We start from the raw sequence: 26,865 nt of genomic DNA on the forward strand, positions 1-26,865 counted from the left end.
CTTTGTACTTCATCAGATCGGAAACCGCTGTATCGTCAGTGATTGGGCAGACATGATATTAATGCTAAAATCGGCGATTAGAAATTGCGTCTACAGTCAACCCAGGTGGTAACAACGCCTGTTTAGGTGTGGACTTAGTATCCCTGACGGGAGGCGAAGCCATATTATATTGGCCCAATACTTTTAAAACATCCTCTTAGGAAAGGTAATAAGTTGGTTTTCTAGGTTTCCCGCTAAAAAATCTAGGACTAAAATCAAAAATGGACAGGTATTGAATCTGTGTAACAATTGATTTACTAGATAAATTAACGACCAAGATCATAAATCAATGGGGTAATTTACCACAAAAAATCGTCAATTATCTTGTATTAAAAGCCTGTATTTAAAAAATATCTCACTCTTGCTAAATAAGTTGCTGCATCTTCTAACATGGGAAAATGTGCAGTATTAGGAACAATTGTTAATTTAACTTTATCGTTTAAAGCTGCTGCTTTTTTACTCAATTCAGCAGGAATAATAATATCATATTCCCCCGCTACTAAAAGGGTTGGTACAGTTAGTTTAGCAAATTCTTGGGGCATCAATTCCGCTTGTTCTTTACTCACAGAAGTGAAAATTGTTCCCAAAGCGGCTTGATAATCAGCATTAATAAAATCTTCTAAAAAAGCCTGACGTTCAGATTTAGGAATAGGACTATGGAGAAATCTAGCCATAAACATTCTATCGGCTAAGGGGATTTTTCCTAACCACTTAGGACGGAATTTAACTACTAATCCTCCAAATTTATAAAAAGCTGCAAAAGCCTTTTCATCATATTCAAAAATACCGCTACAGGTTAAAATTGCTTTTTCTACTTTTTGCGGATAGCGGTTGAGAAATAAAGTCGCTATGGAAGCACCCATAGAATGAGCATTAATATAAACGCGCTCCAGATTTAACTGATTTAATAACACCGCTAAATCTTCCGCATATTCTGTTAATTCATAACTTAAATCAGGTTGAACATGAGAACGCCCAAACCCGCGCATATCGTAAATTAAACAATCAAAATTATCTAATAACGCTTTAGCGGTACTTTGCCAATATCTGCCTGAACCCGCCCAACCGTGCATAAAAACCATTACTGGTTTAATAATATTTGATGGTTTTTTGACCCACTCGTAATAATGATCAACACCCCGAACATTTATATAAGTCATGGTAATAGTTAAGAACTAACAATTAAAAACTAACAATTAAAAACTAAGTAGGTGAACGGAAAAAAACCGACATAAGTAACGAAAAGTAAAGTTGCTCAAAACCTCTTCCCTGTTCCCTGTTCCCTGTTCCCTGTTCCCTGTTCCCTGTTCCCTGTTTCCTGTTCCCTTTTCATAACGACAACTTTTAACGCCAACCTACTTAACAATTCAAAACTAACAATTGACAATTGACAACTGACAACTGATGGGCAACAATTGACAATTGACAATTGACAACTGACAATTATGCTGATTCTGGTTTTGGTAAAGAAGAAGGATGTACTAGTAATTCAGCAGTAGAACGTTTTTCGACCATTTCCTTAGTGATAGTACAACGAGTCACATCCTTACGGGAAGGTAACTCATACATAACATCTAGCATCAATTCTTCCACAATACCTCGTAAAGCTCGCGCTCCAGTTTTCCGCCGATAGGCTTCTTGAGCGATCGCTTTTAACGCATCTGGTTTAAAATCTAACTGGACATTATCCATATTCAGTAGTTTTTGGTACTGTTTCACCAAGGCACTCCGTGGTTCTGTTAAAATTGCCATCAGTGCATCCTCATCCAAAGGATCTACTACGGCCACCATGGGAATGCGCCCGATAAACTCAGGAATCATCCCAAATTTGACCAAATCATCCGGTTGTAGATGACGCAGGGTATCAGCAGCGCGTTTTTCCTTAGTTTGCACTTCTCCTGGTTGCACAAAGCCCATTGACTTTTTGCCAATTCTCTGATCTACAACCTTTTCCAAACCTCCGAAAGCACCACCACAGACAAACAAGATATTACTTGTGTCAATTTGAATACAGTCTTGGTACGGGTGCTTACGTCCGCCCTGGGGTGGTACATTAGCAATAGTCCCCTCTAGCATTTTCAGCAAAGCTTGCTGTACCCCTTCTCCAGAAACATCTCTGGTAATTGAAGGATTTTCACTTTTGCGGGCGATTTTATCAATTTCATCAATGTAAATAATCCCCCTTTGAGCCTCTTCCACGTCCAAATCTGCCACTTGTAACAGTCGTAACAAGATATTTTCTACATCTTCCCCCACATAGCCCGCTTCCGTTAGGGTTGTCGCATCGGCTACCGCAAAGGGAACATCCAGGATTTTGGCCAGAGTTTGTGCTAATAGAGTCTTACCGCAACCAGTCGGTCCAATGAGTAAAATATTGGACTTTTGCAGTTCTATAGCATCATCAGTACCCGGTTTACCACTAACTTTAGACTGAAGAACAGCCAACCGCTTGTAGTGATTGTAAACAGCCACCGACAGGACTTTTTTAGCTTCATCCTGGCCAATCACGTGTTCATCTAAATATTTTTTAATCTCTCTTGGTTTCGGGATTTGATTAAAAGAGAGATTAGACGAACGGGTGCGGCGTTTTTCTGGTGGTTCTGACTTTGGTGCCGCTGAGGCGGTATTACTTGTATCCAGCAATTCCTCATCGAGGATTTCATTACACAAGTCAACGCATTCGTCGCAGATGTAGACTCCCGGACCTGCGATTAATTTACGTACTTGCTCTTGAGACTTACCACAAAATGAACATTTTAAATGGGAGTCGTACTTAGACATATCAGCCTCTTATTTCAGAATAGTGACGTTTTACCCTGCTGTGGGAAGATTTTGCCTAGAAATGACCTGATCGATCAAACCATAATTCTTCGCCTCTTCTGCTGACATGAAAAAGTCGCGCTCTGTATCAGCTTCAATTCTTTCCAAAGGTTGACCAGTATGTTTGGCCATTAATTGATTTAATTCACCCTTAATGTAAAGAATTTCTCGCGCTTGAATTTCAATGTCAATGGCCTGTCCTTGAGCGCCACCCAGAGGCTGGTGAATCATAATCCGGGAGTCAGGTAAAGACATCCGCTTTCCAGCAGTTCCAGATGTTAGTAAAAAGGCCCCCATGCTCGCGGCTAGTCCAAAACAGATAGTTACCACATCGGGACGTATTTGTTGAATTGTATCATAGATTGCCATACCAGCGTAAACAGAACCGCCGGGAGAATTAATGTACAATTGGATATCTTTTTCCGCGTCTTCAGAATCTAGGAATAGTAATTGGGCGACAATTGAATTAGCCACCACATCATCTATGGGTGTTCCTAAAAAAATAATCCGCTCGCGCAGTAAGCGGGAGTAGATATCAAAAGCTCTTTCTCCCATACCAGACTGTTCTACTACCATCGGGACGATGTTACTGGGGCTGCTTAGGTTGCGGCTATTGGCTAGAGAACTCAAACTGGTAATTGGGTAATTTCCCGACTGCGATACAAGCATACTAGAATATTTAACAATAAATGGAATCGAATTGTGAACTGTTAACCATTATGCCCTAGGGCACAATTCAGAAGGTAGGGGAGGCAGGGGGTAGGGAGTAGGGGAAAGATGTTTCCTAACTACCAATTACCAATTACCCATTACCCATTACCCATTACCCATTACCCGTTACTCATTACTCAGGATTACTAGTTTCTTCTGCCTGTACTGTTTCCGTGCTTTGGACTTGGGAATCTATTTCTGCTGCTGTAGAACTTAAAGAACCTTCCGGTACTAATTCCACAGATGAGCGTTCTAGTAACCAGTCTACGATCTTTTTGGTTAAAAGTTCTTCCTTGACAACGCCACTGAGTCTATTTTTATCCAAGTCTTCATTAGGGTATTCTGCTATCAGTTCCGTGACTCTGGCTTCCACTTCTTCGTTGGTCACTGCGATAGATTCCCGTTTACCAATTTCTTGTAAAGATAAAGAACGCTTAATACGTTCCACAGCTTCGGGTTTTGATCTTTCCCGCAATTGAGGAATAATTTCCTGGGTAAATAGCTTTTTCACGTCTATTCCCTGTTCAGACAACTTCATCGCTGTTTGTGTCAGCATAGCATCAACTTCTTGATCAATGAAGGTTTGTGGTAAGTCTATTTCGACATGATTAAGTAGTTCGGTTAATAAAGCCTCCCGCTGGTTGTCTTTGGTTTTATCAGCCGCTTCTTTTTCATACCTTTGTGTTAATGATGCCCGCAATTCCTCTAATGTCTCAAATTCGCTGACTTCTTGAGCAAAATCGTCATCCAATTCTGGTAGTTCTTTGGTTTTAATTTCCTTGAGTGTGATTGTAAATAAGGCCGCTTTACCAGATAATTCTTCGTTACCGTAGGGTTCTGGGAATTGAGCCGCTACTTCTTTGGTTTCTCCAGGATTCATCCCCACTATACCCAAAACAAAACCGGGAATAAACTTATCCTCTTGTAACTCCACTTGAAAATCCGTTCCTTCTCCACCGGGAATTGGTTTGGGTTCACTGTCAGGATCATCACCTTCAGCTTTAGCAATTACACCTTTAAAATCAATAACTGCCATATCACCGATTTCCGCAGCCCGTCCTTCTACAGGTACTAATGTGGCTAATTTATCTCTTTGTTCGTCAATAACAGTATCTACGCGGCTGGGGTCATACTTGATTTCCTCTGCTTTGGCCTCTAAACCAGTGTACTTGTTCAACTTAATTTCTGGTACTACATCTACGGCAGCAGCAATAATTAAGGGTTGTCCCGGTTCATAGTTGTTAATTAAATCATCAAAGGATGAGCGTAGTTGAGGTTGTCCAATGGCGCTAATAGCCTCTTGTTTAATTGCTTGCTCAATACCTTCTTGAATAATTTCTTCTAGAGCAGTTGCCTTAACACGACTCGTTCCCAGTCGTTGTACTAATATTTGCTGGGGTACTTTCCCTTTGCGAAACCCAGGAATATTTACGGTCTTAGTGAGATTTTTGATCACTTGCTCGTATTTTTGCTTGGTAATTTCCGATGTGATTTCTATTTCTAAGCCAATTTGACTGGCGGGAAGTTTTTCCTGGGTAACTTTCATGCTTTGTTTCTGTTTTTATGATATTTTGATCTGAGAATCATATACAAGACGCGATCGCCCACTACAGTGAGAAGCTAAGATAGCCTCGGCAATTATATCTTGAGTTCTCACGTAGGATGTGCTGATCAGGCATCATTCCCTTCTATTGGTGGATAGATATCTCTTAGCAGATATCCATTTTATCGCCAAAAGTTGAGAATTGAACACTTTATGATATTATTTCCACATAGCAGCCCTAATCCCGGTAACATAACGTAACAATCAGGGCTGATTAAAAATACCTAAATATCAAGGGGCTTGATTTTCCTGTTCTTGCATTTTGCTGTACAATGTTATATTATCCGATCATGTCGTATATTTGATTTTCATCACTGAATTGTTGTCAACTACCATCTAGTTAAGTCTCAAATTCCTCAATAAACCTCAAAAAATAAGATAATATCCCAAAAATATGCAAATTTTATTATTTAATGCCCCCGGTGAGAGGAAGAAAAGAGATAATTTAGAGATAATTTTTTGAATTGTGCTAAAAAAATGTTAATTACCTCTTAAAGGAGGAGTCAAGTTTGTCTAAGTCCTATCGTGTCGCTATTTTGGGCGCAACTGGTGCTGTAGGTACGGAGTTGCTAGAATTATTAGAAAGTCGGAACTTCCCCTTAGCTGACCTAAAATTATTAGCATCGTCACGCAGCGCGGGAAAAACACTAAAATTCAAAGGTGAGGATATCCCCATTCAGGCAGTAAGTGATCATGTCTGGGAAAATGTGGATATAGTATTAGCTAGTGCTGGAGGTGGCATCTCCAAAACTTGGGCTGGAGTAGCGGTAGAAAAGGGAGCAGTGGTAATTGATAATTCTAGCGCCTTCCGCATGAACCCTGATGTACCTTTAGTAGTCCCAGAAGTAAATCCCCAAGCGGCAGCTAATCATCAGGGAATTATCGCCAATCCCAATTGTACGACAATTCTCATGTCACTGGCAGTATGGCCATTACATCAGGTCAAACCAGTGAAAAGAATTGTAGCAGCTACCTATCAATCTGCCAGTGGCGCTGGAGCTAAAGCCATGGAGGAAGTAAAAATCCAAAGTGAGGCTATACTACAAGGACAGCAACCACTAGCGCAGGTCTTACCTTACCCATTGGCATTTAATTTATTTACCCATAATTCCCCCTTAACACCTTGGGGCTATTGTGAGGAAGAAATGAAAATGGTCAACGAAACCCGGAAAATCTTTGGTAGTCAAGAAATCCAAATTACCGCTACTTGTGTCCGTGTTCCCGTCCTCCGCGCTCACTCGGAAGCCATTAATTTGGAATTTGCCACTCCTTTTAATCCAGAAGAAGCTAGAGAAATTTTAAGAATATCACCGGGTGTTAAATTAGTGGAAGATTGGCAAGCAAATTATTTTCCTATGCCTATAGATGCTAGTGGGAAAGATGAAGTTTTAGTAGGCAGAATTCGTCAAGATATTTCTCATCCTTGTGGTTTAGAATTGTGGCTGTGTGGAGATCAAATCCGTAAAGGTGCAGCTTTAAATGCAGTACAAATAGCAGAATTATTAGTAGAGAAGAATTTACTAAAATCTACTAGACTATAAATTTTAATTGAGTCATTTCTCACGGGTAATTAACAACGGAAAACGGACAACTAACTTAGGAGAGAAAAGAGTGTGGGAGATTTTGGGACAATAGTAACCGCTATGATCACGCCGTTTCAAGCAGACGGTAGCATTAATTATGATGTAGTCGCAAAACTAGCAGACCATCTAGTGAATAACGGTACAGATGCACTAGTGGTATGTGGAACAACAGGGGAATCCCCAGCACTGAGTTGGGAAGAAGAATACCAATTATTTGTGGAGGTGTTGCAGACTGTATCAGGAAAAGCTAAAGTAATAGCTGGGTGTGGTTCTAATTACACCAAAGAAGCGATCGCAGCCACCCAAAAAGCGGCTAAAATAGGAGTACATGGTTCTTTACAAGTAGTTCCCTATTACAACAAACCACCACAAGCGGGATTATACAAGCATTTTCAGGCAATAGCCGAATCTTGTCCCGATCTGCCCATGATGTTGTATAATATTCCTGGCAGGACTGGTCAAAACCTGTTGCCAGAAACTGTGGTACAGTTAGCGGAAATTGATAACATTGTCGCTATTAAAGAAGCTAGTGGTAACTTAGATCAAGTTAGTGAAATTCGCCGCTTGACACCAAAAGAATTTCAGATTTATGCTGGAGACGATTCTTTAACCCTACCCATGTTAGCAATAGGCGCTGAAGGTGTGGTAAGTGTGGCTTCTCACTTAGTAGGTAATCAACTACAGGAGATGATTCGAGCATTTCGTCTAGGAAAAATGCAAATTGCTACCGATATTCATCTAGAACTGTTCCCATTGTTTAAAGCTTTATTTTTAACTACAAATCCCATTCCTGTCAAAGAAGCACTAAAGCTACAAGGTTGGGAAGTAGGTTCAACTCGTCCACCCCTGTGTGAAGCTGATACAGATGTGTTGAATAAGTTAGAATCAGTGATGCAAAAGCTGAATTTAATCTAAACAAGAATAAGTGAGCGATTTATTTAATAAATGTGTGAATAATGTGTACTCGTTAGTAAATTACAATGGAAGCGCCAGTGCTATAACTGGACAAAAGACCTTTTGCAAAAGTCCAAACATGATATATGTCATCCCCAAGCAAACAAAAAATCTTCAAGATGTTTACCTGCGCTTAATAACAAATTAAGCAATTATGCGAAAAATCTAATATAAAAATGACTCAATTTGATGTAAATGAAATCAAATATGACTCTATAAAAGCTGGATTTAAACGGAAGTGTAAAGTTTCCTTTTATACAATAAACCGAACTATCAACTGATTCACAACAAAAAACAATCTCCAGGAGAAAATGGTTAAAACCGAAGCTAATTCCGCTCTAAAAATTATTCCTTTGGGCGGCTTACACGAGATAGGTAAAAATACTTGTGTTTTCGAGTATGAGGACGAAATTATCCTGTTAGATGCAGGATTAGCCTTTCCTACAGAGGCCATGCACGGCGTAAACATAGTATTACCTGATACAACTTATCTCAGGGAAAATCGCCACAAAATTAAAGGGATGATCGTCACTCATGGTCATGAAGACCATATAGGTGGTATTGCTTTTCATTTGAAGCAATTTGATATTCCCGTGATTCATGGACCAAGACTAGCGCTGGCCATGCTGGAAGGTAAACTAGAAGAAGCGGGAGTCAGAGACCGCACAGAATTAAGAACAGTCCTCCCCCGTGACGTAGTGCGAATTGGTAAACATTTCTTTGTGGAATATATTCGCAATACTCACTCCATTGCTGATAGCTTTACCGTTGCTATTCACACACCATTAGGTGTAGTGATCCACACGGGAGATTTTAAAATTGATCATACTCCCGTAGATGGTGAAACCTTTGATTTACAACGTTTAGCTGAACATGGTGAAAAAGGCGTACTCTGTTTATTAAGTGATTCCACCAATGCAGAAGTTCCAGGATTTACACCTTCTGAACGTTCGGTTTTTCCCAACCTTGACCGAGTATTTTACCAGGCTACTGGACGTTTATTTGTCACTACCTTTGCTTCCAGTGTCCATCGGATTAACATGATTCTGCAACTTGCAAAGAAACATAATCGTGTGGTGACAGTTGTAGGTCGTTCCATGTTAAATTTAATCGCCCATGCGCGGAATTTAGGTTATATCAAATGTGAAGATAGTCTATTTCAACCGCTGCATACTGTCCGAGGAATGCCAGATGAAAGAGTATTAATCTTAACTACAGGCTCTCAGGGTGAGACAATGGCAGCAATGACAAGAATTGCTAATAAAGAACACCCCCATATTAAGATTCGTCCAGGGGATACAGTTGCATTCTCCGCTAACCCCATTCCCGGTAATACCATTGCAGTGGTTAATACCATTGATAAATTGATGATTCAGGGAGCAAAAGTGGTCTATGGACGGGATAAAGGTATCCACGTTTCCGGCCACGGCTGTCAAGAAGAACAAAAGCTGATGATTGCTTTAACTCGTCCTAAGTTCTTTGTCCCATTCCACGGTGAACATCGGATGTTAGTTAAACATTCGGAAACTGCTCAAAGTATGGGCATTCCGGCGGAAAATATCGTAATTATCAAAAATGGTGATGTCATAGAATTGACAGAAAATTCTATCCGCGTTTCTGGTCAAGTGGCCGCTGGCATTGAATTGGTGGATACTTCTAGTTCGGGTATGGTTAGTTCTAAAGTCTTAGAAGAACGGCAACGCATGGCTTCAGAAGGTATGGTGACTATTGCTGCGGCTATTGACTGGAGTGGTAAGCTCATGGCTAAACCAGAACTACATATGCAAGGTGTGGTAACGAGTATTGAGCGATCGCTTCTACAAAAATGGGTGCAACAACGCATTGAGGAAATTCTTAGTGTACGTTGGTTAGAGTTCTCCCCCGCTGGAGGACAACCCGCAGATACGGACTGGGGTGGATTACAGGAAACTCTAGAACGGGAGTTAGCTCGTTCTATGCGGAGAGAGTTGCAATGTCAACCGGCTTTGACTCTACTAATGCAAGTCCCGGAAGAACCTCCTGTTAAGGTTGCTGACGGAAGAAGACGACGTACTCGTTCTACTGCTGTGGCTTCTTAAGAGTTATCTCGCGCGAAGTCACCAAGGTGAACATCTAATGTACGTAACCTAAAACCCTAATAGAGACGTTGTATATAACGTCTCCAATTTTTCCTTATTCGTAAGTCCTCAAGGACTAATATTTGATTTGTGATATCATGTCCAGTTGAACAATTACAGGGGTTTCCGCTCTTATGAGGTACATCTTAAGCCCCCTCCTAGCTTGCGGGGAGGGGGTTGGGGGTGGGGTTCTTGTACCTCATAACATTGGGAAGTGCTGTATCATATCTGTTGAAGCTGGTAATGGGTAATTGGTAATTGGGAAAAGGCAATACAATGATGAACTATATCGTAAGTGATTGGGTGGACATGATATGAAAGATAAGTAGGGTGTGTTAAGCAAAGCCGTAAACCACCCTATAAATACTTAATTATTTTCTGAAATTCCCTAATTTAACTGACTTGTCACCTAAATTGGATATTTATAAAGCATTAGTTGGTCATTTTTTATTTACTCTGGTGAAAACAGACCCAGAGTGGTTACACAAACAAACTATTAGTAGTCTCAATTGGCTGGCAAAAACTAGCTATTATCCGGCTAATAATTGTTTAAATCATCTTCTTTACCAATCTTTATCTCTCCAAGACCCACGACTAGAACAAACTATACTGGGAATGAAATTTCCTAATCCTTTGGGTTTGGCTGCTGGATTTGACAAAGACGGTATTGGCGCTACTTTGTGGCATAATTTTGGGTTTGGTTTTGCTGAATTGGGTACTGTTACTTATCACCCGCAACCAGGAAATCCCCCTCCCCGGTTATTTCGTTTACCTTTAGATCAAGCAGCACTTAACCGGATGGGTTTTAATAATGCTGGTGCTGTTGCTATGGCCGCAAGACTGAAGGAGGGGAAAGAAAACTTGAATTATCCAATACCTATACCTATAGGTATAAATTTAGGTAAATCCAAGATAACAGCTTTGGAATTAGCAGCCCAGGATTATCTAGAGAGTTTTCGATTACTGAAAGATTTAGGTGATTATTTTGTAGTTAATGTTTCTTCTCCTAATACTCCGGGATTGCGATCGCTCCAGGATGCTGCTATGCTCAGTCAAATCATAGATGTATTGCAACGAGAAAATAGGGCAAATAAACCTATATTTGTGAAGATAGCCCCCGATTTAGAATGGGAAGCCATAGCTGATATTATTAATCTAGCTAAAGCTTACCAAATCGCTGGTTTAATCGCTACGAACACCACTATTAGTCGTGTTGGACTGAAAACCCAAATCATTGAAAAAACAGGTAAATCCCCCCAAGAGGAAGGGGGAGGAATTAGCGGAAAACCAGTCAGAGAGCGTTCTACAGAGGTAATTCGTTTTATTTACGAACAAACCCAAGGACAGATGCCAATCATTGGTGTCGGTGGTATATTTAGCGCTGAGGATGCTTGGGAAAAAATCACAGCAGGGGCTTGTCTGATCCAAACTTATACAGGCTGGATTTATGAAGGTCCAATGATGGTACGTCCTATCCTCGCTGGTTTATTAACCAAACTGGAAGAAAAGGGACTGACATCTATCAGTCAAGCGATAGGAGTCGGTAATAGCTAATTCGATTTTAGATTTTAGATTTTAGATTTTGGATTGTATGGTAGTTTACTCCTTTTGACTCTGTATCGGGAAAAAATCCTTAGATCTACGAGAATAGGACCAAGCAATACCATCAGGATCACGGCTACGACTCCACTCAGGGAAATCTGGGTCGTTGCGTCGCTTGTAAACTGTACTAGAATAGACATTGAGTCGTTTAGCTAATTCAGATTGAATCAGCGAACCGAAAACTAACTGTTTTTCTAGGGGTTTTTTGATTTCCTCCGGGGTTGGTTCGGGTAAAGATTCAAATTCAGATTTCTCTTCCTGGGCTATTGAAGTCAGTGGAGCTAAAAACGAACGCGCAACTTTAGTAACTGGTTGTTTAGGAATATCTTCCGAAGATTCACTACTATCCAGAATATCGCCGAGAATACTGGCAGTGATAAAATAGTAGGATTGTCCCTCATTTTCCGATTCGAGTACACTAGCACCAAATTCCTTGGCCTTAGCATCTAAATAACGTTTTCCTGTTTCTCCAGAAAAATTAGCCTTAATTGCCAAATCCATGGGTGTAATTTTTCCCTGATTTTCCTGAATTAACTCGTAGAAAAGTGGGTTAACTTGGTTACACCACTTTTCCCATGTATATTGCTGCCAAATAGTCAAAAGCATTAACAGCAATAAGATTACGAGTAAAACTTTCCAGGTATTGACCAGTAAAACAATCACAAATGATATCGGCAAAATTAGAACGAGAAAACTTTTCCCGTAATTTTCTATGGTTTTTTCACTCATGCTGATTTTTGCCAAGTTATTTTCTATAAAATAATATTTCTATATTGGCAAAAATTTGGACATTTGTTTGTATCTTTCGGCAAAAATGTCGCCAATTACTTGGCAAAAGCTAATTACTAGTGTAAAAATTGACGGTTTACCCTAGTAAGGGATCTACCCCAATGGAAAATTTACCGCACCAATGGACACTGAGGAGGAAGAGAAAATATTCTGGTACTGGGTTAGTTATGTAAATATTCCTTGATGTGGATCGAAATTTTTCTCAAGTGGTGCTAAAGTAACTTTACACACATATAATTTGTAAATTGATGTTTGATCAAACTCCTAAAGTAAAGTGAAGTATTGATAATACTCTCAACTCATGCCTACAGTTGATGAAAAAATATATTGATGAATATCCGTCTATTCTCTACCCCAAATTAGTTATCATACCCCTTTAGTAGTAAAATTGAATATTATCTAGTTCGGAATGCTGTTACTAGGTCAATTTTATTGGTAAATTTTGATCAGAGGATGTTTTAAAAGTATTTTTGGTAATATTAAAGCCTCAGTAAACCAACCTGAATCCCTTCCCTACCTGCTACGAGAAGAGACAAAAGGAAAAACTTTTGTTATTGGAGGAGTAAGAGTCACAGTCTCTCCTGCTGCGGGGAAAAAATTTACAAGAGGGGTAGTATACTTTCTGACTTCTCAAACATCTTCTTCTTTTGACAACATCTTAATCAGTACCGGAGGTGGAACAAGTTAAATAATTGGGATCTGATCTGGGATATTTGGGCCAAGTTTTGGCTGGAAAAGAGGTAAGATCATAGCTATATATAATTATGTGCATTAGATATCTTAGCAAAATTACGACTTGATAATTGCTATAATCTATTCTTACCTCTAACATTCTTATCTATTATTAGGTGTAAATTTTTATGGGTTCTCCAATGAATCGTCTGTCTATTTTTGTAGACGGAAACAATATGTTCTATGCTCAACAGAAAAATGGTTGGTTTTTTGACCCCCGGCGTGTTTTAGAATATTTCAAGTATGAACAGTCTGACACAACATTGATCAATGCTTTCTGGTATACTGGATTAAAAGACCCCCAAGATCAACGCGGTTTTCGAGATGCACTTATCAGTTTAGGTTATACAGTCCGCACGAAAATCCTCAAGGAGTATTATGATGATGCTTCCGGTCGTTACTCTCAAAAAGCCAATTTAGATATTGAAATTGTCGTTGATATGTTTAATACGGTAGATCAATATGACAGAGTTGTATTATTCAGCGGAGATGGTGATTTTGAAAGGGCTATCGAGTTATTACGTTCCAAAAATACGCATATTACAGTAGTGTCAACAGAAGGAATGATCGCCAGAGAGCTACGCAATGCTACTGATAGATATATAGACTTGAATGATATTAGAGACAGAATAGAAAAAACTGACGGTTAATTACCTTAGTATTTATTTACAAATCTCAAATTAAAAACTAAAGTTCATAGTTCAAGCTATTTTATCAAGAAAGAATATAGGAATTAACAGTCAATAAATGATCTTAAATTCCGCAGAATTAACAAATCAAAATATTGATTCTAATTCCATTATTTTTTTGATTCAGCCCATTATCAAAATTAAAAGAGGTTAAGCTAATGAGCAGACAAGCCGATAGAATTATCATCTTTGACACCACATTGCGCGACGGGGAACAGTGTCCAGGAGCAACTCTCAATATAGACGAAAAGCTAGTGATTGCTAAACAGTTAGCGCGTCTAGGAGTAGATGTGATTGAAGCTGGATTCGCTTTTGCTAGTCCTGGTGATTTTGAAGCGGTTAGCAAAATTGCTCAAACAGTAGGAACAGAAGATGGTCCGGTAATTTGTAGTTTGGCCAGAGCTAGACATGATGATATTAAAGCCGCAGCAGCAGCTATAAAACCGGCTGCTAAAGGGAGAATTCATACTTTTATTGCTACTTCCGATATTCACTTGCAATATAAGTTAAAAAAGACGAGACCGGAAGTAATTGCGATCGCGGAAGAAATGGTAGCCTATGCCAAAAGCTTCACCGATGATGTAGAATTTTCTCCAGAAGATGCGGGACGATCTGATCCAGAATTTTTGTATCAAGTCTTGGAAAGAGCGATCGCAGCCGGGGCAACAACTGTTAATATTCCTGATACGGTAGGTTATACGACTCCGAGCGAATTTGGGGCAATCATTAAGGGCATTACTGAAAATGTCCCCAACATTGACAAAGCCATTATTTCTGTTCACGGCCATAATGATTTAGGTTTAGCAGTTGCTAACTTTTTAGAAGCGGTGAAAAACGGCGCTCGGCAATTAGAATGTACCATTAATGGCATTGGGGAAAGAGCCGGAAATGCGGCTTTAGAAGAGTTGGTTATGGCTTTGCACGTCCGTAGACAATATTTTAATCCCTTTTTGGGACGGGCTGAAAATTCGGAATCACCGTTAACAAATATTGACACCAAACAAATCTATAAAACCTCGCGTTTGGTTTCCAATTTAACGGGAATGTTGGTACAACCAAATAAAGCCATTGTTGGTGCAAATGCTTTTGCCCATGAATCTGGAATTCATCAAGATGGGGTTTTGAAAAATAAACTCACTTATGAAATTATGGATGCCCAATTAATTGGTTTATCTGATAATCAAATAGTATTGGGTAAACATTCTGGGAGAAATGCTTTTCGGACACGGTTGAAAGAATTGGGCTTTGAACTATCAGAAAATGACCTGAATAAAGCCTTTGTGAGATTTAAAGAAGTAGCGGACAAAAAGAAAGAAATTTCTGATTGGGATTTGGAAGCTATTGTTAATGACGAAATCCAACAAGCCCCGGATTTATTTAAAGTAGAGTTGGTACAGGTTTCCTGTGGTAGTAAGGCTCAACCTACCGCTACCGTGACACTCCGCACTCCCGACGGGGAAGAATTAACCGACGCGGCCATTGGTACAGGTCCAGTAGATGCGGTATATAAAGCTATCAATCGGGTGGTGAATGTCCCAAATGAATTGATTGAGTTTTCTGTCCAATCAGTCACCGGAGGAATTGATGCTTTAGGGGAGGTAACAATTCGTTTGCGCCATGAATCCCGTGTATTTTCAGGTCATGCAGCTAATACAGATATTATTGTGGCCTCGGCTCAGGCTTACGTAAATGCACTTAATAGATTGTATTCTGCATTACAGCAAAAAGTGAAAGGGGGGGTAGTAGCCTAAAAGGTGTAGAGACGAGAATCCTATCCGGCTCGTGTCTCTATTTTAATAATTTGTTAATAATTTGTTAATTACAGCGGATTACCATAAGGGTGAGGTACACTTTTGTTTAGCGGGCATCTTGCCCGCACCACAAGATTTTTATCATTAATATATCATTAATATCTGTACCTCATAATATCGTAAACTGCTGTAATTTACCTGATAAAACTACATTGGATAATATGAAAATAAGACAACTTGAACTTCAGAATTTTCGATGTTTTGACCAAAAAACATTTGAGTTTTCCGATCAATTTAATGTTATTATTGGTGATAATGCTACTGGAAAAACTGCAATTCTTGATGCAGTAGCTATTGGTGCTGGAAGCTTCTTTTTAGGAATGGACAATATTAACTCACTGAATATTCAAAAAGATGACATTCGGCGTATTCTCAGGCCAGAAGGAGAAACGCTAACACTAGAACCTATTTTACCAGTTGTTGTATCTTGTCATGGTAGTTTTGAAGATGTAGAAGAAATATCATGGAAAAGAGAACTCAAATTTAATAGTGCTACTACAACTCGTGGAGATGCAAAAGAAATATTACAATATGCTAGAGAATTACAGCAAAAAGTTCGTATTCAAGATCAAGATAGAGAAAAGATTATTTTACCCGTGATTTCATATTACAGTACAGGTCGTCTTTGGGTTCAACATAGGGAAATAAAAAATACTAAAGGACCTGATTCTCGATTTTTAGGATATAAGAATTGTCTGACTAAATCCAATGAAATGAAAAAAATAATGCTCTGGTTTAAAAAATGGGAATTAGCGTCTTTACAACAGGGAAGACCTTTAGGTACTTTGTCAGGAGTTAAAGAGGCTATTAAAAATTGTATGGAAGACTGGCAAGATGTCAAGTATGATGTAGTTCAAAATAAACTGGTTGCTACTGCACAAGATGGAAGAACTTTACCCTTTAATATGTTAAGTGATGGGGTAAAAAATATGATAGGAATGGTTGCCGATATTGCCTATCGTTGTGTCACCTTAAATCCACAATTTGACGGTGAAGCTGCGCGACTTACACCGGGTATTGTTTTAATTGATGAAATTGATTTACACCTGCACCCTAAATGGCAACATCGAGTAGTTGAAGATTTAAAAAGAACATTTCCGAAAATTCAATTTTTTGCCACTACCCATTCACCATTTATTATACAATCATTAAGGGATAATGAACTCATAAATCTTGATAATAGAGATGGCGAATATGTTAATGGAAGCATTGAAGATATTGTTGAAGATGTTCAAGGGTTAGGATTACCACAACAAAGTAAAAGATGGAAAAATATGATGGAAGCTGCTCAAGAGTATTACCAGGTTTTAGAACAAGCAGAAAATGTTTCTGAAGAAGAGATTGAGAAATTAAAACATAGATTAGATGAACTATCTATGCCATATAGTGATGATCCAGCTTATCAAGCCTTCTTAAAAATGGAACGTTTGGCAAGAGGATTATAAAAATGAGACCAGTTGTTAGAGGTAAAAATACAAAAGTTTTCAAACATTATAAATATGCACGAAAGGATTTAATTGATCGGCTTGGTCAATATTGTTCTTATTGTGAAATGCGTATTCCCTCATCTCTAGATGTTGAGCATATATTACCACAATCACAATTTCCCGATGAAGAAACTAATTGGGAAAACTTTTGTTTAGCTTGTACTAACTGCAACTCAACTAAAAAATCTCCTATGGAAAAAAGGTGGGATAGTTCATGGAAACATCTTCACATAACCTCTGCTAAAATAGCTGCGAGAAGTGAATTTTATTGGATTGATCAAGATAATACTTTCCGAGCTTTTGAGTATAGCAAAGGTGGAGTTGTTAAAGTAAATCCTTCTTTAGCTTCGGAAGAAGAAATAGTAGCTAAAGCAACTATTGAAATGGTGGGACTCGATAAAACACCTAAGTCTGATCCACAAATGAAAGATCGCCGATGGATTAACCGTAAAGAAGCGTGGGATAAAGCAGAAAGGGCTTTACAAAGACTTAGTAAATGTAATGATCAAGAATCTTTAGAAGCAATGCGAGATTCAGTTATTGAACAAGCTGTACCTCAAGGTTTTTTCTCGATTTGGATGACTGTATTTAAAGATGATCCTGATATGTTAAATCGCTTTATTAATGCTTTTCCTGGAACTTGTAAAGATTGCTTTGATGTGGAAGGAAAGGCTATTCCGCGTCCAGGAGGAAGAATATAAACAATATAAACCACAGAATCTTTGCTGTTGAATATCTGTATATTGTTGTTAAATGTATACAAAATTAAATTTCTTTAATTATACATTATTTACTGTTTACTAAAAAAGTTCAAGTTGCTGAGTTTTAGTTTTATATTTTTGCCGTTTTAAATTATATTTATCTACTATATGTTCTGGAATGGGAACTTTATCAAGATTACGAGGCTCAACTTTGATAGCTCCAGAACCATAACTTTTACCTACCAGTCTAAGATTTTGAATTGTCTCAGGATCATTTAATGCTTGCCAAAGATTAACGATATATATTTCATCATCATAAATAGGATAAATGCACAAAAAACTTGTTAATGGTACAACACCAGCCTCATTTTTAATAAACCTCGAATTGCGTCTACCAAGATAAGCAAATAATATCGGTGGCACTTGTCTATATTCTGTTTTATACCACAATTTACGTTGTTTAATCAGCGGACGGTTAGGAAGACCTAATTTTTCACCTTCTTGGAGATAGTTAGCAACTGATTCGGGGATATTCTCATTACTGTTTATTGAAAGTAAAATTGTTGGCCGATTATTTTCTTGTAATTTTTTGATATCTTCAATAGTTAATTTATCCCCGGTTACATCTTTTGTTCTTCCAATTGCGAGTTTAAGAAATTCTTGAGGAATTGCCAGTTCTTCTACTTGCTGTGTTGTTAAAAAAAAGAAATCATTCGCTCCTGTGGCAATACCACGGATCACTTTTGCAAAGTCATTAAGGTGATATTTACAATTAGAATTATTATGTTCAGGTCTTGATAAACCGGTTGTTAATGCTTCTTTTAAATCTCGATTATTAATTTCCAGGGTTGTATAATTAATTTCTTGAAAGTCTGATTTAACAAAATGAAAAAGTTCCTCATTAGCTTGATTTGCCTTGATCCATTTAATCCTCTGCACAGGTTCAGATTTCTTGATCAAAAAAATAATCGCATTGGTATCAACCTTTGGGAAAGGTGTGGCATTTTCATCAAATGTCACAACACATTCAAGACAATAATTTTTAGTAATCCATTGCCAAAGTTTTTGAGCAAAAATTCCTTCACAAGTATCAGCCGGCATGATCAAAGCTAATCTACCATTTTTATCAAGTAAATTTAATGCCTGGACAAAAAAGTAAATATGATAACCTGCTCTACCATCAATGGCAAAACCTGTAATATTTATAAAAAGCTCTTTGAGAAATTGTTTCATCTTCTCATCAATTCGGTGATGTCTGATGTAAGGTGGATTAGCTATAATTGCGTTAAACTTTTGCTGTGGAGGATTTTTAATAAAATCACGTATTTCTACAAAACAATTATTTTTTTGATAAATTTCATCTAATAAAACATATTCATCTATATCAATACCATAATAATTAATAGAGGGATTTATTTGTAATAAAGCATTGAAAAAAGCTCCTTTTCCAGCAGCAGGATCAAACACTAAATTTGTGTCTTTTGCTATATAGGAAACCATTGCTTTTGTTACCCATTCTGGTGTCCAGAATTGACCTTTATCACGTAATTTTTCCCGTTTTTGCCAATTAGTAGGTAGTTTTTGATGAATCATAATTTATTAAAGGTTATTGAGTATTTTTAAAGCATCCTGGGTAATCTGAAGTGATCCTCCTGCAAATTTTACATAAGGCAAAATATGTCCATTTTTATCTTCGATATAATCGGGTAATAAAGTAGGTTTCTCTGTAGAAATTCCTAGATGATAAGCATAATGGTAATAAAATTTGTAAATGGCTTTTTTGGTTGTTGCTCCACCTGGAGCTTGAAAAGTTTGAATTGTTGGCTCAATTAAACCTTCTTTTACAAGTTGTTCAGCTTGATTCAGAGATAAACCGTAAGCTTTATCAAAAAAAACGTGCCAAATGTGGATAGGAATATTATTTTCTATTTGCCATCTATTTAATGGAATTCGGTCTTCTTCTTTAATAATTACTGTTGGTAAAACAGCACTTTTAGATAATCCTATTTTACCTTCAAGTCTTTTTTGAGGTTTCATCTCTTTATTATAATCAGGCATTTTTTCGGCAACCCAAAGTGAATTTTCACATTCAACTGCTATAAGTGATTTTCTGATTAGAGGTTGCAATTCATTTTCAACTATAAACGGTAATTCCTCACTACCACCAATATCTTTTAAGAAATCATCAACATAGGATTTTTCTTCTATTTTAAAAATCAATAAATCAGGACGTTTGATTTTCCCAAGTCCAGCAGCTTCCAGTCTTTCAAAGTAAAGTTCAAATGCCCTTACGTCATCTGTAGGGGCTGTTCCGCTTGGTCCATAAGGAATTGCATAAAACTGATTAGTCTGATTAATGGCATCAGTTAAGCGTTTTTCACTCCAAACACCTTGAGACCAACGCATCAAAAAATCACTGCCTCTTAAACGTCTTGGGTTTAACCAAAAGTCAGCCCAACTAATTTCGTTTATATATTTTAATTCAATTTCAATGTTTTCTTTCGATACTGATAAAACTTTTTCAAATGGGTGCATTAATTATACCTTTAAGTCAAAAATTATATTTACTAGATTTTACACTAAATCTTTGTTCATAAAAAATTTAATTCAAGTGAAGTATATTGTACTTAAATAAGGTGAGTTAATAAAAGCACCCTAAAAAAGATTAACTATCACTTTTCATCTTCCAACCTGGTTTCACAACTTGACAACTGCGTGCAATTACCAAAGAATCATCAGGGACATTGCGGCTATGTAGACATCATTACCCACAGTAATAGGTGCAACTAAAACACTATTAGAAAACACTATTAGAACCGATTTTGGTGCGATCGCCTCGTTCAGCGATAAACTTAACTTGTAGGAAAATTCAGACAAGGTGTATTAGTGCAGGTACAAATTCAATTAAATCGAGGTACGGACAACTCACCAGTTAACGCCAATATTGTTGAATTATCTCAAAAGCATATCCATGATTATGAAAATTTATGGCGCGAAGAGTTACGAGTTTTTCAAGCAGAAGATAAGTTTTGGGACTGGTTGTTTAAACTGGGATATATTAGCAAACAAGACAATGAAGAAGGTTATGCGCTTGAGTGTGAAGGTTATACTCAAGGGTTAATGATGGTGGAAACTCAATTACACGGTTCACGCTCTGCAATTGGGAAAAGATTAGTATATATCCAGTACATTACCTCTGCTCCTTGGAATCGTAAAGAAATACAACGTCCACCACGATACAAAGGTGTAGGTACTGCATTATTGAGATATGCAAGACTCAGAAGTGTAGAATTAGGTTATGGTGGAAGAATTGGACTGCATTCACTTCCCACTGCGGAACGATTTTATGAAAACCAAAATATGCTCAATCTTGGTATTGATGAAGAATACGAGAATCTTACCTACTTCGAATATGGTATGTTACGACTACAAAAATGATGCAGGGAGTAATTATGAATAATAACCAAAATGTAGCTGAAGCTATTAATTTACTTTTTAACCCAACATCCCTTCAAGAAGCAATTCAAATTGAAGATGAAACCGACTGCGACGCAACAGCAGGATTAGATTGGGGTTTAGTAATTCCTGCTTTATTCCAAAATCCGGGAATGTTTGGAAGGTTGACACAGTTGCGCGTATCACTCAACCGAGAACTGCGGTTACTCCTAAAAGAATGGAATTTGGGTATAGGGGAAAAAATAGCCTTAGAAGTAGCACAAAAATGCTTGATTCAAAGACTACAATTACCCCAACCTGTAGCTTTATTAGCACTGGAAGAAATTTTAAAACAAGATGAATTATATAATGTTGAAGAATTTATATCTAATCGGGATTTATTAAAATCACTTTTGAGCATTTTATTATTAGCTAGTGATTGGGAAGAAATAGCTATAGCTGCTGCAAATTCAGTACGAGAACAGGTAATTTATCAAGTAGGAATTAATCAAATTTCTGCATAAAAAAGTGCGTTTCTTAACGCACCCAAAAAAACATAAAAGTGCAGTTAGTTTTCAAAGAATGGAATTTGGGTATAGGGGAAAAAATAAAGCTTTGATATGAGGCTTGAGTAGACACAAATCCCTGGCTTTAGCTTCAATATCTACGCATAAATGATATCAAGCATCTCAATCAAGCCTCGGTAATATTTAAGCAAGTTGTTAAGCGATCGCAACAATTACAATGATATTTTCCAGAGTTTAAGCCTTTCTATTTTCAGGTGGGTCAAATTTATAACCATAACCCCGCACCGTTTTAATAAACTCCGGCATACTAGAATCAGCTTCCATTTTCTTGCGTAGTTGACCAATATGCACATCTACAACGCGACCGTCTCCCACATAATCACAACCCCAAATCTTTTGAATCAGTTGGCTACGACTCCATGCTTGTCCCGGATGGGTAGCCAGAAAATGTAAGATGTTAAACTCTAGAGCAGTTAAAGCCAAAGGTTTGTTATTAAGTGTTACCTCTCGCGCTTCTGAGTTAATAGCCAACTGGTTAAAAGTCAGACGTTGTGACGGACTTGGTTGAATATAGCGGACTCGTCTTAATAGGGCTTCTACCCTGACTTCTACCTCTGCTAAACTAAATGGTTTGGTCAAAAAATCATCTGCACCAGCGGCCAGAACTTTAATTTTATCAGCTTCATCATTGCGACTGGTGAGCATCATGACTAAAACATTAGTACGGCTTTGCATTTCTTGACAAAGTTTATATCCATTTGCATCTGGTAAATTCCAGTCTAAAATCACTAAAGCAGGATTTAATTGCTCAAATAAAACAAGAGCAGCTTTACCATCCGCTGCTGATTCTATTTGATAGTTGCGACTCAAAAAACGCTGAATGAGGTTGCGGACACTGGAATCGTCATCTACAATCAAAATCTTGGAATTGGTCGTGGAAAGCGTATCCATAATGCAGTATATTATTGTTTTGGCAATTGGCTGTGGCGATAGATGCTAGTTAACTGGTGTTTTTGCGAGCGAGTCTACTCTCAATTTCCTGTCACTTGTAGCAACGGGGTTGAAAGTATATGTGGTGTCTAAATTTGATGATGCTACGACTCGGATAATGGATACAGTCTATGTTCTCACCTGGAAACTGCTTTAACTAAATTTTCCATCAAGTTTATGCAAAGACATTTTACTCTTTTTTGAAGATGATAAGTAATGTACAATTTTGGTATTTTTTAAAGATTTTTTTGTATTAATTAAATATACGGAATACGTACATTAAAGTATGAATTTCTCTCCCTCAGAGACACAAAGATGAATATTCTGAGACATAGAATTTTTGAACGGTAATCTGGAGACAAAAAAAGAGTAAGATACCCGACCTCTCAAAATCGGGTATCTGATTATTCACATCGAATTGAGGATGGTTATGGTAATATTTCTAAATATCAACAATCCTCCACGGAAGTATCAATACTGAGGAACAGAAGGATCTACTTCTTGACTCCAAGCATTAATTCCACCTTTGACATTTGTACCAGTCATTCCTGCTTCTTTGAGAATAGCCAAGGCTTTCGCCGAACGACCACCCATTTTACAATGAGCAATTAAGCGGTGTCCGTTGAGTAACTCCCGTACCTTAGCCACACCATCACCATTTTCAATTTCTGGTAAAGGAACTAACACAGAACCAGGAATTTTAGCAATTTCATACTCATTAGGATTACGCACATCTAGTAGTACAAAGTCCTTAGCACCACCATCTAATAACGCCTTTAATTCCTTAACCGTCATTTCTTGAATTTCCATTTGCTGCTTCGCTTCTTCAGCTTTGGCTTGGGGAATACCACAAAATTGTTCGTAATCTATCAGCTTGTTAATAACTGGACGGATAGGATTAGGACGCAATTTCAACTCCCGGAATTTCATATCCAAAGCGTTGTAAAGCACCAGTCTACCACTCAGGGTAGTACCATTACCCAAAATAATTTTCACTGTTTCCGTGGCTTGGATAATGCCAATCATTCCTGGTAAAATTCCCAGAACACCACCCTCAGCACAAGAAGGAACCATTCCTGGTGGTGGTGGTTCGGGGTATAAGTCACGATAGTTGGGACCACCTTCATAGTTAAAGACGGTTGCTTGTCCTTCAAAACGGAAAATAGAACCGTAAACGTTAGGTTTATCTAATAAAACACAAGCGTCGTTGACCAGATAGCGAGTCGGGAAATTATCAGTTCCATCTACAACGATATCGTAAGGACGAATAATATCGAGAGCATTTTCTGAACTGAGACGAGTTTCATATAAATCAACCTGACAATGGGGGTTAATTTCATGAATGCGGTTTTTTGCTGATTCGATTTTGGGTTTACCGACCCAAGAGGTCCCGTGAATAACTTGACGTTGGAGGTTAGAGGTATCAACCACATCAAAATCAACAATACCAATTCTACCAATACCCGCTGCTGCAAGATATAACAGTAGTGGTGAACCCAGTCCACCAGTACCGATACATAATACACTGGCAGCTTTGAGGCGTTTTTGCCCTTCCATGCCCACCTCTGGTAAAATTAAGTGGCGGGAATAGCGTTCGTAGTCGTCTTTTGTCAACTGGATTTCATCCAGATTGGGATTTAGCATAGCAGTTGTAGGAATCAGCGCGGAGTATTAATCTTAACTTAAAATTACTAAGTTGATCACTTTAATTGTCTGGGCTGGAAACTGGTGATTGTCATCAAAAATTCAGCTTTGCAGTTCACCAGCTTGGCCATTTTGTAGCGATAATATCACATCAGGGTATTCTGAGCAAGGATATTTTGATAATAAGGCAATTCGTTATTTTAATGTATAAAATCAGAATGATATTCAAGAGTATATTCACTTCTGTTTAAACATCGCCCCCAACTAGAAAATGAGGCAATCGCTAGTAGACTAGAAAATGTGCTTACCAGAAGGTTAGTTAACCTCCATCCAAGACTTTAAATACTGTGTAATTTCATCCACAAAATTCTGCGCTCTCTCAAATAGAGCCATTGCTGACCCCATATCTGCTTCTAACATTTCTCCATAATCACTTGCTTGTCGTTCATCAAATGCTCGATGAAAACTCCGTGATAAATCCTTAGAAAAAATTCCCGTCTTCACAAACTCACGATCAAAAAAACTAACTATTCCACTATGTTTAGAACTGCCTAAACCTTTAGTTGCTAAAAGACCCAGTGCCGCATAAAACATTGCATAATAATAGCGATTGATGGTACCACGAAAAGCTGATTGATTGAGTAAAATCTTTGCTTCTCTTAAAGTTTCTTCACTTTCAGATAAACGGTACTCAATTAATAACTTTAGTTGCTGATTTATCATATAGCAATACCCTCTTGTAACACCTTAGAAAGTAAGGGACTAGCTCCCATAGCTCCCCTTTCTACCTGTGCTTCTGTAACTACAAAGGTGGAAATAACTAGATCATATTTAAAACCTACTTCCCATGCCAAATCACTAATTTTTTCTCGACGTGATCTATCTAATTCAGTAATTTTAATAAACACATCTAAATCTGATTCTTCTGTAGCATCACCTCGCGCTCTTGAACCAAATACCCGTAAATCCAAAATGGGAATTATCGCTTCCAGTCGAGAGCGAAACTCTGAAACAATTTTCCGATCACTATCCTGTATCATTTCTATTCCTCTAGAGAAAAACCAACTTTATCTAACTATATTTTAATCTCCTCATCCAATAATTGCCAGTAATTCTCATTTTGAAAAAAATAAGAGAAAATTCTCTTATTTTAAGTAGGAAACCTGTATCAAATTATCATTTTGATAGATAATTATCATTCGACCCTGGAGATAGATTTGGCTAATAGTGTCTCAAAATAGGTGCATTACTGAAAATAATAAATATTGTGTTAGCTAAATCTTGCCATCTACTGTTAGAATGGAGTATAGGTGTGAATTTCTGTCATATTATCGCTAAAATGGACATAAACTCAGTAATTAGTGCGATCGTTAAAATTGCTCCTGCTACTGCTACCCTGGCTATTAAGCAAACACAACGGAGTGAAACTGTCATAAAAATTTTACAGGAATTAAAACTTGATCCGATACAACCACCAAAAGATTTTGATGGAGTTTATAAATATGCTTTAGTTCACTATGGCGTTAATAAACCTGAACCTGTTCTTAAACTTTTTAGAGAAAAAGAAATTCAAGGATTTTTTTGGGATAATTTTAATTCTGATCATCCCTCGACTTTACCTAAAAAAGTAGAAGATTTTCTAAATTGGAATACCTTAGGTGATAAAATACGAGAGTTGAAAGATATAGATATTGTAAAAGAATTTGCAGAATTCTCGGAAGTTTTTGTCAGAGTAGCTAGACGGACGATGAATCCTGGACAAGTTGTATTTCTTAAAAAATTAGAGCAATTAATAGAGTCATTAAAGGAGAAACCAAATATTATGGTATATCCATATCCACCAGAATTTCAATCACTAATCACCGAAAAAATCAAATCCTTCTGCGGTCGCAAATTTGTATTTGATGCCTTTGAAAACTTCATTAACACCAATGAAAAAGGCTATTTTACAGTTATTGGTGATGCGGGAATGGGCAAAAGTACCATCGCTGCAAAATACGTTTTTGAACATAAAACAATTTGTTATTTCAACAACTTACAAGAAAATCGTAATATTCCTGAATTATTTCTGGAAAGCATTCGTCAACAACTGATTAACCGCTATCAATTAACAAATGTTGATAAGGATGATTTATCAACATTACTGGTAAAAGCTACTGAAAAACTAACCACCAATGAAAAATTAATTATTATCGTTGATGCACTGGATGAAGTCAAGCAAGATCGAGGAGGAGAAAATATTTTATATTTACCAAAAACTCTACCAGATCATGTTTATTTCTTCTTGACTAGACGACGTTATGAACCAACTCAAGAACGACTCTATACTGAAAGATCGAAAAAAGAATATTTAGATTTAACTGATAGTAAATATGAGAAAGAAAATCAGCATGATATTCAAGAGTATATTCGCTTCTGTTTAAACAATGATCCAGAACATAAAGCCGGATTACAAACTTGGATAAGAAACAAACATATCACTCCCGACGCTTTTGTGCAGCAGTTAGCAGCCAAGAGCGAAAATAATTTTATGTACCTGCGCTATGTTTTACCAGCTATAGCAGCAGGGCGTTTTCATTTTCTAAATTCTAGCAGAAGAAAGAGCGAAACTTTTACTATTATTCGCTCTTT

General features: G+C 37.7%; 23 protein-coding genes and 1 pseudogene. 11 read left to right on the forward strand and 13 right to left on the reverse strand.

The window, feature by feature from the left end; all coding sequences use genetic code 11:
- Positions 1–368 precede the first annotated feature (368 nt).
- The 5 genes from ACIR310F_RS0114890 to tig form a co-directional block, all read right to left on the reverse strand.
- Positions 369–1,199 (reverse strand): alpha/beta fold hydrolase, encoded by an 831-nt coding sequence (locus ACIR310F_RS0114890; protein ID WP_028084508.1) that lies wholly within the window; start codon positions 1,197–1,199, stop codon positions 369–371.
- 95 nt (positions 1,200–1,294) lie between these two features.
- Positions 1,295–1,468 (reverse strand): hypothetical protein, encoded by a 174-nt coding sequence (locus ACIR310F_RS25710; protein ID WP_155963846.1) that lies wholly within the window; start codon positions 1,466–1,468, stop codon positions 1,295–1,297.
- A gap of 14 nt (positions 1,469–1,482) precedes the next feature.
- A complete protein-coding gene (gene clpX, locus ACIR310F_RS0114895; RefSeq protein ID WP_028084509.1) occupies positions 1,483–2,820 on the reverse strand; it encodes an ATP-dependent protease ATP-binding subunit ClpX in 1,338 nt (445 codons plus the stop codon).
- Between the two features lie 30 nt (positions 2,821–2,850).
- A complete protein-coding gene (gene clpP / locus ACIR310F_RS0114900; protein ID WP_028084510.1) occupies positions 2,851–3,528 on the reverse strand; it encodes an ATP-dependent Clp endopeptidase proteolytic subunit ClpP in 678 nt (225 codons plus the stop codon).
- Between the two features lie 175 nt (positions 3,529–3,703).
- The gene (gene tig, locus ACIR310F_RS0114905) at positions 3,704–5,116 is read right to left on the reverse strand and encodes a trigger factor (protein ID WP_028084511.1); all 1,413 of its coding nucleotides are present in this window, start codon (positions 5,114–5,116) and stop codon (positions 3,704–3,706) included.
- Positions 5,117–5,682: 566 nt separating this feature from the next.
- On the opposite strand from tig, the gene ACIR310F_RS0114910 reads away from it, so the two are divergent.
- The 4 genes from ACIR310F_RS0114910 (at position 5,683) to ACIR310F_RS0114925 (ending at position 11,381) form a co-directional block, all read left to right on the forward strand.
- Positions 5,683–6,714: an aspartate-semialdehyde dehydrogenase gene (locus tag ACIR310F_RS0114910; protein WP_028084512.1), complete on the forward strand. Its 1,032-nt coding sequence runs from the start codon at positions 5,683–5,685 to the stop codon at positions 6,712–6,714.
- Between the two features lie 72 nt (positions 6,715–6,786).
- Positions 6,787–7,671 (forward strand): 4-hydroxy-tetrahydrodipicolinate synthase, encoded by an 885-nt coding sequence (dapA, locus tag ACIR310F_RS0114915; RefSeq protein WP_028084513.1) that lies wholly within the window; start codon positions 6,787–6,789, stop codon positions 7,669–7,671.
- Between the two features lie 350 nt (positions 7,672–8,021).
- Positions 8,022–9,788, forward strand: coding sequence for a ribonuclease J (locus tag ACIR310F_RS0114920; RefSeq protein ID WP_028084514.1), 1,767 nt, complete (start codon positions 8,022–8,024; stop codon positions 9,786–9,788).
- A gap of 453 nt (positions 9,789–10,241) precedes the next feature.
- On the forward strand, positions 10,242–11,381 hold the full coding sequence (locus tag ACIR310F_RS0114925) for a quinone-dependent dihydroorotate dehydrogenase (RefSeq protein ID WP_028084515.1): 1,140 nt from the start codon (positions 10,242–10,244) through the stop codon (positions 11,379–11,381).
- Positions 11,382–11,426: 45 nt separating this feature from the next.
- Here the strand turns inward: ACIR310F_RS0114925 and ACIR310F_RS0114930 are convergent, their stop codons facing one another.
- Positions 11,427–12,158, reverse strand: a complete 732-nt coding sequence (locus tag ACIR310F_RS0114930) for a hypothetical protein (RefSeq protein ID WP_028084516.1) — start codon at positions 12,156–12,158, stop codon at positions 11,427–11,429.
- 920 nt (positions 12,159–13,078) lie between these two features.
- Between ACIR310F_RS0114930 and ACIR310F_RS0114940 the strand changes: the two genes are divergently transcribed.
- From ACIR310F_RS0114940 to ACIR310F_RS0114960, 4 genes are all read left to right on the forward strand, one after another.
- On the forward strand, positions 13,079–13,600 hold the full coding sequence (locus ACIR310F_RS0114940) for a LabA-like NYN domain-containing protein (protein WP_027402274.1): 522 nt from the start codon (positions 13,079–13,081) through the stop codon (positions 13,598–13,600).
- A gap of 197 nt (positions 13,601–13,797) precedes the next feature.
- Positions 13,798–15,390 (forward strand): 2-isopropylmalate synthase, encoded by a 1,593-nt coding sequence (locus tag ACIR310F_RS0114950; protein WP_028084518.1) that lies wholly within the window; start codon positions 13,798–13,800, stop codon positions 15,388–15,390.
- Positions 15,391–15,611: 221 nt separating this feature from the next.
- A complete protein-coding gene (locus ACIR310F_RS0114955) occupies positions 15,612–16,895 on the forward strand; it encodes an AAA family ATPase (RefSeq protein WP_028084519.1) in 1,284 nt (427 codons plus the stop codon).
- A 2-nt stretch (positions 16,896–16,897) separates the two neighbouring features.
- Positions 16,898–17,638, forward strand: a complete 741-nt coding sequence (locus tag ACIR310F_RS0114960; protein ID WP_028084520.1) for an HNH endonuclease — start codon at positions 16,898–16,900, stop codon at positions 17,636–17,638.
- Positions 17,639–17,737: 99 nt separating this feature from the next.
- Here the strand turns inward: ACIR310F_RS0114960 and ACIR310F_RS0114965 are convergent, their stop codons facing one another.
- From ACIR310F_RS0114965 to glmU, 3 genes and pseudogenes are all read right to left on the reverse strand, one after another.
- Complete coding sequence (locus ACIR310F_RS0114965) at positions 17,738–19,231, reverse strand: Eco57I restriction-modification methylase domain-containing protein (protein ID WP_028084521.1); 1,494 nt, start codon at positions 19,229–19,231, stop codon at positions 17,738–17,740.
- 6 nt (positions 19,232–19,237) lie between these two features.
- Positions 19,238–20,173, reverse strand: coding sequence for an AccI family restriction endonuclease (locus ACIR310F_RS0114970; RefSeq protein ID WP_028084522.1), 936 nt, complete (start codon positions 20,171–20,173; stop codon positions 19,238–19,240).
- A 130-nt stretch (positions 20,174–20,303) separates the two neighbouring features.
- Positions 20,304–20,440, reverse strand: a pseudogene (glmU, locus tag ACIR310F_RS25715) (bifunctional UDP-N-acetylglucosamine diphosphorylase/glucosamine-1-phosphate N-acetyltransferase GlmU); the annotation flags it as partial.
- Between the two features lie 84 nt (positions 20,441–20,524).
- Here glmU and ACIR310F_RS0114975 point away from each other — a divergent pair.
- Together ACIR310F_RS0114975 and ACIR310F_RS0114980 are read left to right on the forward strand one after the other, a co-directional pair.
- Positions 20,525–21,076, forward strand: coding sequence for a GNAT family N-acetyltransferase (locus ACIR310F_RS0114975; RefSeq protein ID WP_028084523.1), 552 nt, complete (start codon positions 20,525–20,527; stop codon positions 21,074–21,076).
- 14 nt (positions 21,077–21,090) lie between these two features.
- Positions 21,091–21,597 carry a hypothetical protein gene (locus ACIR310F_RS0114980; RefSeq protein ID WP_028084524.1) on the forward strand — a complete coding sequence of 169 codons (507 nt, stop codon included), beginning with the start codon at positions 21,091–21,093 and terminating at the stop codon, positions 21,595–21,597.
- Positions 21,598–21,834: 237 nt separating this feature from the next.
- Here the strand turns inward: ACIR310F_RS0114980 and ACIR310F_RS0114985 are convergent, their stop codons facing one another.
- The 4 genes from ACIR310F_RS0114985 to ACIR310F_RS0115000 form a co-directional block, all read right to left on the reverse strand.
- Positions 21,835–22,551, reverse strand: a complete 717-nt coding sequence (locus tag ACIR310F_RS0114985) for a response regulator transcription factor (RefSeq protein WP_028084525.1) — start codon at positions 22,549–22,551, stop codon at positions 21,835–21,837.
- Between the two features lie 510 nt (positions 22,552–23,061).
- The gene (gene moeB, locus ACIR310F_RS0114990) at positions 23,062–24,234 is read right to left on the reverse strand and encodes a molybdopterin-synthase adenylyltransferase MoeB (RefSeq protein WP_028084526.1); all 1,173 of its coding nucleotides are present in this window, start codon (positions 24,232–24,234) and stop codon (positions 23,062–23,064) included.
- A gap of 315 nt (positions 24,235–24,549) precedes the next feature.
- A complete protein-coding gene (locus tag ACIR310F_RS0114995; protein WP_035368099.1) occupies positions 24,550–24,957 on the reverse strand; it encodes a HEPN domain-containing protein in 408 nt (135 codons plus the stop codon).
- Entirely contained in the window at positions 24,954–25,274 is a 321-nt protein-coding gene (locus ACIR310F_RS0115000) for a nucleotidyltransferase domain-containing protein (protein ID WP_028084528.1), read from the reverse strand. Before ACIR310F_RS0115000 ends, ACIR310F_RS0114995 begins: the two co-directional genes overlap by 4 nt.
- A 227-nt stretch (positions 25,275–25,501) precedes the next feature.
- Between ACIR310F_RS0115000 and ACIR310F_RS22685 the strand changes: the two genes are divergently transcribed.
- Positions 25,502–26,865 (forward strand): P-loop domain-containing protein (locus ACIR310F_RS22685; RefSeq protein ID WP_155963848.1); only part of this gene is annotated, 1,364 nt, incomplete at its 3' end.

Source organism: Dolichospermum circinale AWQC310F (assembly GCF_000426925.1).
Taxonomy (GTDB): domain Bacteria; phylum Cyanobacteriota; class Cyanobacteriia; order Cyanobacteriales; family Nostocaceae; genus Dolichospermum; species Dolichospermum circinale.